The sequence below is a fragment of the Cryobacterium sp. SO1 genome (assembly GCF_004210215.2).
In the GTDB taxonomy this organism is placed as follows: Bacteria; Actinomycetota; Actinomycetes; order Actinomycetales; family Microbacteriaceae; genus Cryobacterium.
On record NZ_CP067394.1, the window covers coordinates 2,816,708 to 2,831,137 of the forward strand.

Genomic DNA, 14,430 nt, shown 5'->3' on the forward strand with positions numbered 1-14,430 from the left:
GGGATGCGGGCATTGCGGTGCGATTGTGCCGCGGATATGACGTGCGGTGGCACTGATCTTCTGGCCCAGAGTCACTTGTCCTGGCACGATCGACCCATGACGCGGTTCACCATCGATGCCCCAGTCGCCCTCCGCCTGATTCGGAGCGCCGTGCCCCCGGCTCCGCAACACCGATTGGTGGCACCATCCGGGCTGCGCTCGCAGGTGATGTCCTTGCTGTACCGCGAGGTGCGCGCCGGCTGCCTCGAGGACGCCATTGCGCGGCGGCAACTCGACGTGCTGGCTGGGCTGAAGATCCGCCTGCTGGCCGACCGGGTGTCCAGGTCAACCGCCTGGAAAATCGCAACCGAGCTCGACTGGGACGACATCGGACCGGCGGAGTACCTCGCCGTGACCAGGCTCCAGGCCGACGCCCTCGTGACGGAGGACGAAAGCCTGCTCGCCCAGCGACTGGTGCCGATCGCGGCCTACGACGACCTCTTCCGGTGACCTGCCTGCCTCGCTTCGCCCTGCCCCGGCCCCGGCCCCCGCCACTGTCCCCTCGCCCGGCCGCGCATAACTCCTGCAATTCCCCGGCAGCCGGCAGCGGATGCCCGGAATTCCGGGCCTGCCACCCGGCATCCGCCGAAATTACAGGAGTTATGCGCCTCGTGCCGGCGGGCACGACGGGGCCCCCAGGGCGACGGCGGGCGACGGCACGGCAACCCGAGGAGCCGCCCACGACGGGTCCCCGCCGAGGTAGGCGGGGCACACGCCGTGGTAGGCGGGGCACACGCCGTTAGGCGGGTGGCGCGCCACCCGCGTAGCGGCGCCTCTCCCGCACACCGCACGCCTCACGCCTCTCCCGCACGCCTCACGCCTCTCGCCTCACGCCTCACGCCTCACGCCGCACGCCGCACGCCTCACAAGCACACCGCACACCGCACACCGCACGAAGCGCAGAACACCCGCCCGCCCAGCACACGCGCAGCTCGGCAGGACCTGAGAGCAGCGGCAGCTACACCGACGCGCGCCCCGGCACATCCATCGGGATCGCGGCGAACTCGCGCACCACCAGCCGCGGCTTGACCATCCGGTGCCGGGGCTCGTCCGACTCAGGGGCACCCTGCACGTTCCCGCTGAACTCGCCGGTGAGCAACTCGAGCACTCCGGCGGCGACTTCGTCCACCGACTGGTCGACGCTGGAGAGGCCGATCGCCGCGGCGACCGGCGTGTTGTCGTACCCCGTGACCGGTACCCGCTCGGGGTTGGCGATCATGGCGCCCAGGGCGAGGGAGTCGCTCGCGCAGAGCACCGCGTCCAGCGTTCCCGCGGTGCGGCGCAGCTCCTGCATGGCCGCGGTGCCCTGGGCGACGCCGTCCTCGCACACCACCTCCAGCAGTGCCAGGTCGTCGTCGGTCACGTTGCCGCGCTCGAGCATCGCATCGCGCCAGCCGCGTCGGCGGTCCTCGCCGGTGCCCGACGGGCTCGGCCAGCCGATGTAACCGATGCGCCGCGCGCCGGCGTCCTGCGCCGCCCGAGTCGCCTCGTGCAGCCCGGCCCAACCGTCCACATCCACCCACAGGTGCTGCGGGTCGTTCATGTCGTTGGTGCCCCACGGCCGCCCGAAGGTCACGAAGGAGATCCCGTTCTCGATCAACCACTTCGTGCGCGGGTCACCGGCGAAGGTGGAGGTGAGCACAAAACCGTCCACGTCCGCGCCGTCGTTCAGCCGCTGCAGCTGGGTGATCTCGTCCTCGGGGCTGGTGGCGGTGAACAACAGCACGCGCAGCCCCTGCTTGTCGGCCTGCTCGGTGAGGGCGTGCAGAAACCGGTCCAGCACCGACCCGGAGATGCCATCGATCATCGGGTCGAGACGGATGCCGATGGTGGAGCTGCGCCGGGTGCGCAGCCGACGGGCCGACGCGTGCGGACGGTAGCCCAGCTGGGCGATCGCGGCCTGCACCCGCTCCCGGGTGTCGGCGCGCACGATGCCGGGCGAGTTCATCACGTTCGAAACGGTTTGGCGGGAGACGCCGGCCGCCAGGGCGACATCCGTCACCGTCGGCATGGATGCCATACCCGCCCCCTCCCCACCGAAGAATGGATCGATCCAACACCGATCCCCCACAGAGTACCGCGTTTGCCCCCACAAAATACCGCCGAATTTGATCGATCCAAAAAATATTTGATCGATCAAATTAATTCAGCTACTGTGACCACTACACAAGCAAAGCGCACCGATGCGCGACAGAAGGAGCACCAAGATGCAAAGACGCAACTCCCGCTGGCTGATCGGCGCAGGACTCACCGTGGTCGGCGCCCTCACCCTCAGCGCGTGCAGTTCCGGATCCGGTTTCGGCGGCGACACCGCTGACGCCGGCGGCGAACTCACCAGCGACTCCTCCCAGGGACTGAACATCCTGATCGGCTCCAGCGGCGACGCCGAGACCGCCTCCGTCAACGCCGCCGTGGCCGCCTGGTCCGAAGAATCCGGCACCGACGCCAAGGTCAGCGTCGCCAGCGACCTCAACCAGCAGCTCGCCCAGGGCTTCGCCGCGCAGAAGCCCGCCGACGTCTTCTACCTCTCCACGGATGCGCTCGCCGGCTACGCGTCGAACGGCTCGCTGCTCGCCTACGGCGACGATCTGGCCAACAAAGACGACTTCTACCCCAGCCTGGTCAGCTCCTTCACCTACGACGGCGAGTTCTACTGCGCCCCGAAGGATTTCTCCACCCTGCAGCTGCTCATCAACACCGACCTGTGGGCTGCGGCCGGGCTCACGGATGCCGACATCCCCACCACCTGGGACGAGCTCGCGACAGTGAGCAAAACCCTCACCACCGGCAGCCAGGTGGGGCTCGCCATCGGTGGCGAGTACGCCCGCCTGGGCGCGTTCATGGCCCAGGCCGGTGGCAGCCTGATGAACGAGGACAGCACCGAGGTGACCGCCGATAGCGCCGAGAGCGTCGCCGGCCTCGAGTACGCACAGACGCTGCTGAACGACGGTGTGATGAGCTACGCCAGCGAAATCGGCGCCGGCTGGGGCGGCGAGGCGTTCGGCAAGCAGCTGTCCGCCATGACCATCGAGGGCAACTGGATCACGGGCGCGATGAAGAACGACTTCCCCGACGTGAACTACACGGTCGCCGAACTTCCGGCAGGTCCCGAGGGCCAAGGCACCCTGCAGTTCACCAACTGCTGGGGTATCGCCGCCGACAGCCCCAACCAGGCTGCCGCTCTCGACCTGGTCGAGCAGCTCACCAGCAAGGACGCCCAGCTCACCTTCTCCGAGGAGTTCGGCCCGATGCCGTCCATCCAGTCCGCGGCTGACGAGTGGAAGAGCGCCAACCCCACCCTGGTGCCGTTCCTGGACGGGGCTGAATACGCCAAGGGAGTGCCCAACGTGCAGGGCTCCGCGGATGTCGTGAGCGACCTGAACGCCCAGCTCGAGTCGCTGAAGACCGGGGACGCCCAGGCGATCCTGGACTCCGTGCAGAAGAACCTCGAAGCACTGCTGAAGTAGACCGCCATGTCGACGCCTGTTCGCACGTCTCGCCGCTCCAGTATTCGGGGCGGCGAGGCCGCCTCGGGGTGGCTCTTCACGGCCCCGATGATCGTCCTGCTGGGCATGTTCCTGGTCATTCCGGTACTGATGGCCCTCTGGGTCAGCTTCTCCGACTGGAACGGCCGCGGTAGCCCCTTCGCAGCTTCCGTGTCGTTCGTGGGCGTCGACAACTACTCAGTCCTGCTCGGGGGCGGCGGCCTGGCCGAACAGGACTTCGGCACCGCGCTTCGCAACAACGCCTGGTACGTCCTTCTGGTCGTGCCCATCCAGACCATGCTGGCGCTGTTCCTGGCGGTGCTGGTGAACCGGCAGATCCTGCGCGGCCGCGGCTTCTTCCGCACCGCGTTCTACTTTCCGTCGGTCACCAGCTCCGTCGCCATCACCGTGCTCTGGCTGTTCCTGTTCAGCTCCACCGGCGCCGTCAACAAGCTCCTCTCGTTCATCGGCGTCAACGGACCGAACTGGTTCAACGACCCGAGCGGCGTGCTGCACAACATCCTCGGTCTGTTCGGCGTTGAGACCGGCCCGGCCGCACTGACCGGCAACACCTTCCTCGGCATCTCGTTCTGGGAATGGCTCGCCGGGCCATCCGTTGCCATGAGCGCCTTCATTCTGATGGCCGTGTTCACCACCGGCGGCACGTTCATGCTGCTGTTCATCGCCGCGCTGCAGAACCTCAGCGGCGAGGTCGTGGAGGCCGCCATGATGGACGGCGCCAACGGGTGGCAGCGGTTCTGGCGGGTCACCCTCCCCCAGCTGCGGCCGACCCTGTTTACCGTGCTTACCCTGGGCCTGATCGGCGCCTGGCAGGTCTTCGACCAGATCTATACCGGCACCCAGGGCGGGCCGGGCAAGACCACGCTCACCCCGGCCTATCTCTCGTACCAGAGCGCCTTCACCAATCAGGCCTGGGGTCAGGGCGCGGCGATCGCGTTCATCCTGTTCGTCATCATCGTGGTCTTCACCCTGTTCCAACGGTGGCTTCTTGCTGAGCGCAAGGTATCGGCCCGGCGCATGCGCCCCTACCTGCAGACCCCACGCGACGGAGGTTCCAGATGAGCACCACCGTGAGAACCCGCGTGCGCACCCAGTCGCCCTCCCAGCGGCTCAAGTCGCTCGGCCGCGAACAGCTGCCCACCCGGTTGATCGCCGGCCGGTCCCTGCTGTACGCCATGTTGATCGTGCTCGCGATCATCTACATCGCCCCGTTCCTGATCCAGGTCGCCACCTCCTTCAAAACGGATGCCGACGCCGCCTCGAACCCGATGGCGCTGATCCCGGAGACCTGGTCCACGGCCGCGTACCAGAGGTTGTTCCTCAACTCGGACTTCCCGGTCTGGTTCCAGAACTCCGCCATTGTCACGGTCTTCGTCACCCTCGGCCGGGTGTTCTTCAACTCCCTGGCCGGTTACGCCCTGGCCCGGCTGCACTTCCGCGGCCGCAACGTGATCTTCGCGCTGCTCATCGCCGTGATGAGTGTGCCGGGTGTGGTGCTGCTGATCCCCAAGTTCCTGGTGATCAACCAGCTGGGCATCTACGACACCTACGTGGCCATGATCGTGCCGCTGCTCACCGATGCCGCCGGCGTGTTCATCATGAAGAACTTCTTCGAGTCGATCCCCGCCAGCGTCGAGGAGCAGGCCCGCATCGACGGGGCCGGCACCTTCCGGGTGTTCTGGTCGATCGTGCTGCCGATGGCCCGGCCGGCGCTGGTGACCATCATCATCCTGTCGTTCCAGGGCTCCTGGAACGAGCTGTCGCACTTCATCGTGGCCACCCAATCACCCGAACTGACCACGCTCACCAAGGGTGTCGCGTCGCTTGCCTCCGGGCAACTCAGCCAGGGCACCCAGTACCCGCTCAAGCTCGCCGCGGCGGCGATCATGACCATCCCGGTGGCCGTGATGTTCTTCATCTTCCAGAAACGCATCATGAACACCACCGACGGGGCTGTGAAGGAGTAGCCGCTCCTTTCCCGTCTGCCCCGATCCGCACCACAACACCACTGGAGTCGTACCTCACTCATGCTTTCCCACCCCGTCCAGCCTCTGCTCCATGATTCCGCCATCGTTCTGGCCGCGCCCACCCAGGCGTGGTCCGGCTCCAACGGGCACACGAGCCTGCCGATCCACGGTCTGTATCACGCCGACACCCGCATCCTCTCCGGGTGGACCCTGCTGGTCGGCGGCGCCGCCGGCGAGCCGATCGGCTCGGCCAGCCGCGGCGCCGGCGAGATGACGTTCAACGCCCTGCTCCGGCACCTCGACGACCGCACCGCCGACCCGCGGCTGCGGCTGCACGTCACCCGAACGGTCACCGCCGGGCGCCTCACCGAGCGCATCACCATCGAGTCCGGGCTGGCCGAGCCGGTCGACACCACCGTGTCGGTGCGCCTGACGGCCGATTTCGCCGACATGCAGACCGTCAAGGCTGGCCTGGCCAGTGCGGCCGACCGGGCCGCGTTCCCGGCGGCCGAACTGCCCGAGATCCCCGTGGTCGACGTGCAGCAGACGCCCGCCGGCATCCGCCTGGCCACGCCCGCTGTGGCCGCCCTCGTGCAGGTGAACGGCGACGGCGTGCTGGGCACGGATGCCGACGGCGTCGCCGCCGACTGGGCCGTGACGGTGCCCGCGCGCGGCAGCGTCTCCGTGCAATGGAGCGTCGACGTGGACCACACCTCCACCGTGGTGCAGGGCGCCCCCGGGCTGCCCGAGTGGGCCGGCGTGTCGGTTCAGTCCGGCGACGCCCGGTTGGGCCGCTGGGTGCAGAAGGCACTGGAGGACCTCTCCGGCCTGCGGATGGCCACGACCGCGCGGCCGGAGGAGCCGTTCCTCGCCGCCGGCGCCCCGTGGTTCTTCACCCTGTTCGGCCGGGACTCGATCTGGGCCGCCCGGTTCCTGCTGCCACTGGGCACCGAGCTCGCCGGCTCCACGCTGCGCATCCTCGCCGAGCTGCAGGGCACTTCGACCAACGACGAGACCGCCGAACAGCCCGGCAAGATCATGCACGAGCTGCGGCCGGCCGCGTTCACCATCCCCGGCGAAGACGTGTCGCTGCCACCGCTGTACTACGGCACCGTCGACGCCACCCCGCTGTGGATCTGCCTGCTCGCCGACGCGCACCGCTGGGGCCTGGCCGACACCGAGGTCGAGGCCCTGCTGCCGCACCTCGAGGCGGCGCTGGCCTGGATGCGTGACTTCGGCGACAGCGACGGCGACGGGTTCCTCGAGTACGTCGACAGCACCGGCCACGGCCTGGCCAACCAGGGCTGGAAGGACTCCGGCGACTCCATCCAGTGGCGCGACGGCACCCTCGCCGACGGCCCCATCGCGCTCTGCGAGGTGCAGGCCTACGCCTACCAGGCCGCCATCGGCGGCGCCGACCTGCTCGACGCGTTCAACCGGTCCGGGGGCGACGTCTGGCGGGCCTGGGCGGAGAAGCTCAAGACCCGGTTCCGCGAATCGTTCTGGATCGACTCCCCCGAGGGCCGCTACCCCGCCGTCGCGCTGGACGCGTTCAAACGCCCGGTCGACACCGTGACCAGCAACATCGGCCACCTGCTCGGCACCGGCCTGCTCTCCGCCGAGGAGGCCGCCCTCGTCGCGGCCCGGCTGGTCTCCCCCGAGCTCAACTCCGGCTACGGCCTGCGCACCATGTCCACCGACTCGGCCGGCTACTGGCCGGTGAGTTACCACGGCGGCTCGGTCTGGACCCACGACACCGCCATCGCCATCGCCGGCCTCGGCCGCGACGGTTTCGGCGCCGAGGCCGGCGAGCTGATCTCCGGCCTGCTCGCCGCGGCCGAATCCTTCGACTACCGGATGCCCGAGCTGCACTCCGGCGACGCCGCATCCGTTGTCACCGCGGCCGGCGCCTACCCGGCCGCCTGCCGCCCGCAGGCCTGGTCGGCCGCGGCCGCCATCTCGGTGCTCGGCACCGTGCTCGGCCTCGAGCCCGATCCGGCCACCGGCGAGGTACTCTCCACCCCGATCGTGCCCGCAGTGGTCGGCGAGGTCACCCTGCACGGCGCCACCCCGCTGGTAGAGGCCGTCTCGCGCCGGTAACGGTCGCCGACGGGCCCGGCCACCCCGCTGGTCGAGCCCGTCGAGACCCGGCGACGGGCGCTGCATCCGCGCCCGACGGAGGTCTGCGGGGCAGGCGCCGCTATGCGGGTGGCACGCCACCCGCCTACCGGCGCCTGCCCCGCCTAGCGCGAGGTAATCCCCGGTGAAGCCGGGTATTGATCCCCACTGACGATCTAGCTAGGCTCGGCGGATGGCTGACTCCCCGATCCTCGCCCGCGTTCACTCCGGCACCACCCGCGCCTGGTTCACCGGTGGAGCCCTGCTGCTGGCATCGGTCGTGGTGGGTGCGTCGCTGCAACCCGGCTTCGTTCCCGGCTCCGGCATCCTGCGCACCGCCCTGTTGTCGGCGGCGCTGCTGGTGTTCGCCGTCGGCCTCCGCGGCGGCGCGGGCAGCGTCACCGCCAGGCGCCCACTCGGCACGATCGCCCTGGCCGGCCTGGCCGTGTGGCTGCTGCTGGGCGAGGTGTTGCAGGACACCCTGACGACCGCCCTGAGCGACGGCAGCGCCACGACCGGGCTGCTGGTCTTCGCCTACGCGGATGCTGCTGTGCAGTTCCTGCTGGCGATCATCGCCGTGGTGCAGATCGGTCGCGCCCGCGTGGTGCCGGCCCCGTGGAATTGGGTGCCGGCCTGGGCCGTCGGCGCGGTGACCGCCTCCTGGCTGCTCTCCCAGCTCTTCGCCGGCGGCACCAGCATCGACCCGATGCTCGTCACCGTGGTTCTGCTCAGCCTCGACGGCCTGCTCAGGATGGGCAGCGCCGCGCTCCTCGGTGTGCTGGCGTTGGTCCTGGCCGATCGGGCCGGCCGCCCTCCCCGCGACTGAGCCGCCCGAAACTAGGAACCCCGCCGTGCAGTGCGGCCGTGCTCAGCTCCGCACCCGGTAGGTGACGTGGTCACCAGGGGCTTCTCCACCGAGCTCACCAGCTCCAGCCCTGATGTCCACGCTCGCCGATCGGATTCTCCACGCTCAGGTTCGGGCCCGCCGCACAGCCGTCGGTGCAAACTGCGATGTCGCAGGTCACCGCCGTCATTTCACAGGCGCTCCCGAAGCGGGGTGCCCCGACGAGGGCCATCGTAGGGCCGGCCGCTTCATCGGGTACGGCCACCGCCACGAGTAGACGATACGGCCCCGGGCAGCAAGCGCCCACGGTGATCCGCCGGGTCGGCGCTCGGCGCGGTGCGCGGGTGCCGCGCCAGTGCGCCGGTGCCGCGCCAGTGCGCGGGTGGCGCGCCACCCGCGCACCGGCGTCTGGCCCGCGTAACGACCAGTGACTGTGCAACAACCGGCACGGCTACCCACTCGCCCCCGCCGGCACCAGGTCGGCCGGCACCGGTTCGTGCCGCAGGTAGCCGCGCCGGAACCAGCCGCTGCCCGCGGTGAGCGCCCGGAGCTCGATCGCGTACCGCAGCAGCTCGGCATCCGGAATCTCGGCGCTGATCTCGGTGCGCTCATCGGCCGCCGCGGTGGTGCCGGTCACGTGGCCGCGGCGGGTGGACAGGTCGGTCATCACCGGACCCACGTAGGCGTCGGGCACACTGATCGTCACCAGCGAGACCGGCTCCAGCAACTGGATGCGGCTGGCCGCGGCGGCCTCCCGCAACGCCAGTGCGCCCGCGGCCTGGAACGCGGCATCCGAGGAGTCGACGCTGTGCGTCTTGCCGCCCACCAGAGTTACCCGGATGTCCACGACCGGGAATCCCGCCCCGACGCCCCGCTCCATCTGGGCGCGCACACCCTTCTCCACCGAGGCGACGTAGTGGCCGGGGATGACGCCGCCGACGATCTTGTTCACGAACTCGAAGCCGCCCCCGCGTGGCAGCGGCTCCACCTCGATCTCGCAGATGCCGAACTGGCCGTGCCCACCGGACTGCTTGACGTACCGGCCCCGCGCCGCGGCCGGCCGGGCGAAGGTTTCCCGCAGCGGAGTGATCACCTCCACGGTCTCCAGCCTCACGCCCTGGGCGCGCAGCCGGTCCAGCACCACCTCGGCGTGCGCCTCCCCCATGCACCAGAGCACCAGCTGGTGGGTCTCGCTGTTGCGCTCCACCCGCAGCGTCGGGTCGACGGCCACGATCTTGCCGAGGTTCTTCGCCAGCGCGTCGTCGTCGCTGTGTGTCCCGCCCTGCACCGCCACCGGCATCAGCGGCTCCGGCATCTCCCACGCCGCCACCAGCAGCGGGTTCTCCTTGTCGGAGATGGTGTCGCCGGTCTCGGCGTCGGTGAGCCGGGTGAGCGCGCAGATGTCGCCAGCCACGCAGAACGGCACCGGATGCAGCGTCGCACCGAGCGGGGACTGCAGGTGGGTGATCCGTTCGTCGCTGTCGTGATCCTGGTGGCCGCGCTCGGTGAGCCCGTGCCCGCCGAGGTGCACGATGGAGTCCTCCCGCAGCGTGCCGGAGAAAATGCGCACCAGGCAGACCCGGCCCAGGAACGAGTCGATGGTGGTGCGCACCACCTCGCCCACCAGCGGGCCGGCCGGGTCGCAGGCCAGCGGCCCCGCCGGGTTGCCGTCCAGATCGGTCACCGTGGGCAGCGCCCGCTGAACCGGGCTGGGGAACGCGCCGGTGAGCAGCTCGAGCAGCTCGGCCAGGCCCACCCCGGTCTCGGCGGAGGTCGCCAGCACCGGGTAGAAGCTGCCGCGGGCCACGGCGATCTCCAGGTCGGCGGTAAGGGTGTCCCTGGCGATGGTCTCGCCGCCGAGGTAGCGGTCCAACAGGGTCTCGTCCTCGCTCTCGGCGATGATGCCCTCGATCAGGGTGGCCCGCGCCGCGTCGGAGTCCACGAGTTCGGCCTCGGTCGCCGGTCGTTGCGCGGCGCCCGCGACGGCATCCGACACCGTGCCGGTCAGCAGGCCGAGCAACCCGGTGACGGCCCCGCCGCTCGGCACGGGCACATACAGCGGCAGCACCCCCGCGCCGAAGCTCTCCCGGCAGGCCGCGAGCACGGCGTCGTACCTGGCCCGCGGATGGTCGACCCGGTTGATCACGACGGCCCGCGGCATCCCGATCCGCTCGCACTCCGCCCAGAGCGCGGTGGTGGAGGCGTCGACGCCGTCCACGGCCGAGACCACGAACAGCGCCGCATCCGCCGCCCGCAGCCCGGCGCGCATCTCGCCGATGAAGTCGGCGTAGCCCGGGGTGTCGAGCAGGTTCACCTTGATCTCGCCCACGGTCAGCGGCAGCACCGCCAGCGTGACCGAGCGTTGCTGGTTGATCTCGGACGGGTCGGCGTCGCTCACCGTGCTGCCGGCCTCGATCGAGCCCAGCCGGGTGATGGCGCCGGTGGCCGCGAGCAGCGACTCGGCGAGCATGGTCTTGCCCGCACCGGAGCGGCCGACCAGGGCCACGTTGCGGATCCTCTCCGGCCGATCGATGGGGGCGTCCTGCGTCGACGCGGCCTTGCGTTGCTCTGCGGCGCCCCGGCCTTTCGACGCATCCTGTGTGCCTTTTCCCACCATGAGCAACTCCCGACCTCGTTGTGCCGACTCGCCTGCATCGGTGTAACCGATTGATACCCAGACCGGTCGGAACGGCAAGGGCCGCGTGCGGGGGCCATTACGCTCGAGCCATGGGTTCCCGAACTGCGCGCGTACACGGCACTTTGACCTCCTGGGACGACGACCGCAGCTTCGGCTTCATCACCCCCACCGAAGGCACCCGCAAGACTTTCGTGCACATCACGGCCTTCCCGGCCCGGCCGGCCCGGCCGCGGCTCGGCGAGGACCTTACCTTCGAGGTGGAGCACGCGGCCGACGGCAAGGACAAGGCCACCCGGGTGCGGCCTGCCGGCCAGCGGATGCGCTCTGCCGGCCAGCGGGAGCGGCCGGCAGGCAAGCGGGAGCGGCCGGCAAGCAAGCGGGAGCGGCCGGCAGGCAAGCGGGAGCGGCCGGCAGGCCAGCGGGAGCGCTCCCCGGCGTCGCAGCTGCCGTCGCGGCGCCCGGCCTCGCGCAACCGGTCCGGCGCCGCTCGATATCTCCCGATCGTCCTCTTCGTGCTCGGCTACCTCGTGGTCAACATGCTCTGGCCGATCCCGTTGTGGGTCGCCAGTATCTACCTCGTGGCGAGCCTGGTCTGCTTCCTCGTTTATGCGGCCGACAAGTCCGCGGCCGGCGCGGGCCGCTGGCGCGTCTCGGAGACGACGCTGCTGCTCTGGGGTGTCGTGGGCGGCTGGCCGGGCGGCATTGTCGCCCAGCAGACCCTGCGGCACAAGACGCAGAAGGCCAGCTTCCGTCGGGCGTTCTGGGGCAGCGTGGTCGTGAACCTCATCGTCTTCGCGGTGTTCGCCACCCCGGCGTTCGCCCTGTTCGTGGAGTGGACCAAGCACCCGCTCCTCTGAGCCAGCTGCCGCCCGGCGCGGTTTCTCGCGTAATGCGGGCACGGCGCCGTTGCGCGGGTGGCGCGCCACCCGCATAGCGGCGCCTGACCCGCGTAGCCCATCGCACCCGGCGGCCGGAGCCCCGGGCGCGGGTGGCGGGTGTCGGGTGGCGGGTTGCGGGTTGCGGGTGTGGCGTGGTGTGCCACCTGCGCCCGCCGTCTTGCGGCGCCTTCACCCGGTATGCGGGCAAGGCGCCGTTTCGCGGGTGGCGCGCCACCCGCATAGCGGCGCCTGCCCCGCGTAGGACATCGCATCCGGCTGGCGGAGCCCCGGGCGCGGGTGTCGGGTGGCGGGTTGCGGGTTGCGGGTTGCGGGTGTGGCGTGGTGTGCCACCTGCGCCCGCCGTCTTGCGGCGCCTTCACCCGGTATGCGGGCAAGGCGCCGTTTCGCGGGTGGCGCGCCACCCGCGTAGCGGCGCCTGCCCCGCGTAGGACATCGCATCCGGCTGCCGCTGGGCCCGGGCGGCTGCCGCAGTGCTCGGGTGGCATGCCACCTCTGCCCGCCGCCCAGTGGCGCTTTCACGCGATACGCGGGCAACGCGCCGCTGCGCGGGTGGCGTGCCACCCGCCTAGGAGGGCGCTGAATATTAGGGGTCCAGTTGCCTCGGCGAGTTCTTAGAGTGTTTTTTTGCTCCGCTGTGGGGCTTTGTGCGGTCGACTGAGCGATCGGCCACGATGGTGGGATCTCGCGTCGGGGCTGATCGATGGGGCCGTAGTGGGCGGCTCTGCCGCCTGGGACCGTGCGCCGAGGTGGTCCTCGTGCGTCGGGGTGTTATCCAAGGGCCCAAACCCCGTTCTGGCTGGTCAAACCGAGGTTGAGGAGCCGTTTGAGATTGATCGCGGCAGCACGGATCACCCACCCCGCATTGTTCTTGGCAACGCCGCGGTAGCGGACCCGCCGGGCCCCGCGCGTCATCCACGCCAGCGTCCGTTCAATCATTGGACGGTGCTGGCGATAAACGGCTTGAAAGTCCGGGTCCTGAGCGGTGACGCGGTGCTCCCGGCGAACCTGATCCAGCGGATGAATCTGCATCTTCTTGCCGGACTTCGCGGTGGTGCACTGCGCCATCAGCGGGCAGGCCTGGCACGAACTACCAAAACTGGCCCGTCGTTTCGGGCTGAGCGACCGGACGTTCCCGGCCGGGCAGGTCACGGTCTGCAGGGTTTCATCCACGGTGAAGTCATCGATGGTGAATCCGCCCGGAACGGCTCGGCCCAGCGGCATCGGCTTGATGATCGGCCGGTGCCCAGCGGCATGAATCTCGGTCAGGAGCCCGCCGCTGCCATAGGCCGAATCACCCAGCACGTCAATGTTTTGCTCACCGATGCTGACGTCGGCCGCGAGCAGCTCGCCGCCGCGAGCCGCGTCGCTGTTTTGCGAACCAGAGGCTTTCGTGAGCATTGCCGCCGTCACCAACCCGGTGTCGGGCTCCGCGTTGACGTGGGCTTTATAGCCGTCGATCTTTTTCTGGCGGCTCTTGTGCGCATGGCGGGCATCAGGATCGACGGTGGAAATCACCCGGTCGGGAGCGACCCGGCGGGCGATCCGCCACCGCCCGTCGGTCCCGTCGGACCCGTCGGCGGGTTCCACGTCTTGGCCGGCGACCAAGGCAAGCAGCGCGACGGTTTCCTGCTGCTTCTTGTTGAGGATATGGACGTTGATGCTGCCCAGCAGAGCGAGAGCATCGGTGACCAGGCGGGAGACGAGCTCGTCGCGGGCGTCGCGGTCGTCCCACGCAATGTCGGGCTTGCCCGGCTGGGAGTAATCATGGCCGGTCAAGCCGGCGACGCTCACGTCCGCGCCGGGGATCTCCCGGCCAACACGGCGGATCTGTCCGACCAGCTGCGTGACGGTGTCCTGCCGGGCAACCGCATCCTCCAAAATTGTTGAGTCCAACGCCCGGCGTTTGCGCCCCGACAATGCTCCGGACTGGGCAATGACCGCGGTCACGGCCTCAAAAATGCGGTGCGGCCGGTCACTGGCAGCCAAGCGTTTGCGCCAATAGACCAGCACGGTCGGGTGGAAAGAGGTTTCAGTCAGCGCGAACCCGCAGGCGGCTTTCCACCGCAGGTCATACGTCAACGCCTCGGCCGCTTCCCTGTCGGAAAGGTTGTGCAGTGTTTGCAACACCATCACCGACGCGATCACGTCCGCCGGTATTGACGGGCGGCCGTTCTGCGAGGAAAACAAGTCCGCAAACGCATCATCGGGAAACAGCTCCCGACGGTGCGCTGCGAGGAAAGCGAACACCGATCCAGGCGGAAGCAAGTGCCCCGCTACGGCATCGACATCGTAAATCTCACGCTGACCATCATCACAACCCTGCATCACCCCAGTCTTAACGACCAAGAGCCGACCCGCCGCAGGCGCGCCTTAAATAAGCGACACCCGCACCCAAAGTTGTTCAGCGGCCTCCTAGCGG

Annotated in this window: 10 protein-coding genes; 7 read left to right on the forward strand and 3 right to left on the reverse strand. The window is 69.6% G+C overall.

The genetic code is table 11. The features are described 5' to 3' along the window. Positions 1-96: 96 nt before the first annotated feature. Positions 97-489, forward strand: a complete 393-nt coding sequence (locus BJQ95_RS13305) for a hypothetical protein (RefSeq protein WP_130177917.1) — start codon at positions 97-99, stop codon at positions 487-489. A 508-nt stretch (positions 490-997) separates the two neighbouring features. Here BJQ95_RS13305 and BJQ95_RS13310 read toward each other — a convergent pair. Further along, entirely contained in the window at positions 998-2,059 is a 1,062-nt protein-coding gene (locus BJQ95_RS13310) for a LacI family DNA-binding transcriptional regulator (protein ID WP_256041381.1), read from the reverse strand. Positions 2,060-2,246: 187 nt separating this feature from the next. Here BJQ95_RS13310 and BJQ95_RS13315 point away from each other — a divergent pair, with 187 nt between their 5' ends. From BJQ95_RS13315 to BJQ95_RS13335, 5 genes are all read left to right on the forward strand, one after another. Continuing rightward, positions 2,247-3,506 carry an extracellular solute-binding protein gene (locus tag BJQ95_RS13315; protein WP_130177573.1) on the forward strand — a complete coding sequence of 420 codons (1,260 nt, stop codon included), beginning with the start codon at positions 2,247-2,249 and terminating at the stop codon, positions 3,504-3,506. A 6-nt stretch (positions 3,507-3,512) separates the two neighbouring features. Continuing rightward, the gene (locus BJQ95_RS13320) at positions 3,513-4,607 is read left to right on the forward strand and encodes a carbohydrate ABC transporter permease (protein WP_130177574.1); all 1,095 of its coding nucleotides are present in this window, start codon (positions 3,513-3,515) and stop codon (positions 4,605-4,607) included. A 113-nt stretch (positions 4,608-4,720) separates the two neighbouring features. Then, complete coding sequence (locus tag BJQ95_RS13325; RefSeq protein WP_240694722.1) at positions 4,721-5,512, forward strand: carbohydrate ABC transporter permease; 792 nt, start codon at positions 4,721-4,723, stop codon at positions 5,510-5,512. 60 nt (positions 5,513-5,572) lie between these two features. After that, positions 5,573-7,612, forward strand: coding sequence for a glycogen debranching N-terminal domain-containing protein (locus BJQ95_RS13330; protein WP_130177576.1), 2,040 nt, complete (start codon positions 5,573-5,575; stop codon positions 7,610-7,612). Between the two features lie 211 nt (positions 7,613-7,823). Further along, entirely contained in the window at positions 7,824-8,456 is a 633-nt protein-coding gene (locus tag BJQ95_RS13335; RefSeq protein ID WP_130177577.1) for a hypothetical protein, read from the forward strand. Between the two features lie 469 nt (positions 8,457-8,925). On the opposite strand, the gene BJQ95_RS13340 is transcribed toward BJQ95_RS13335, so the two are convergent. Continuing rightward, positions 8,926-11,091, reverse strand: a complete 2,166-nt coding sequence (locus tag BJQ95_RS13340; protein WP_130177578.1) for an elongation factor G-like protein EF-G2 — start codon at positions 11,089-11,091, stop codon at positions 8,926-8,928. Between the two features lie 110 nt (positions 11,092-11,201). Between BJQ95_RS13340 and BJQ95_RS13345 the strand changes: the two genes are divergently transcribed. Continuing rightward, positions 11,202-11,969, forward strand: a complete 768-nt coding sequence (locus tag BJQ95_RS13345) for a DUF1294 domain-containing protein (protein WP_130177579.1) — start codon at positions 11,202-11,204, stop codon at positions 11,967-11,969. 810 nt (positions 11,970-12,779) lie between these two features. Here BJQ95_RS13345 and BJQ95_RS13350 read toward each other — a convergent pair. Further along, positions 12,780-14,336, reverse strand: a complete 1,557-nt coding sequence (locus BJQ95_RS13350; RefSeq protein ID WP_256041382.1) for an IS1182 family transposase — start codon at positions 14,334-14,336, stop codon at positions 12,780-12,782. Positions 14,337-14,430 lie beyond the last annotated feature (94 nt).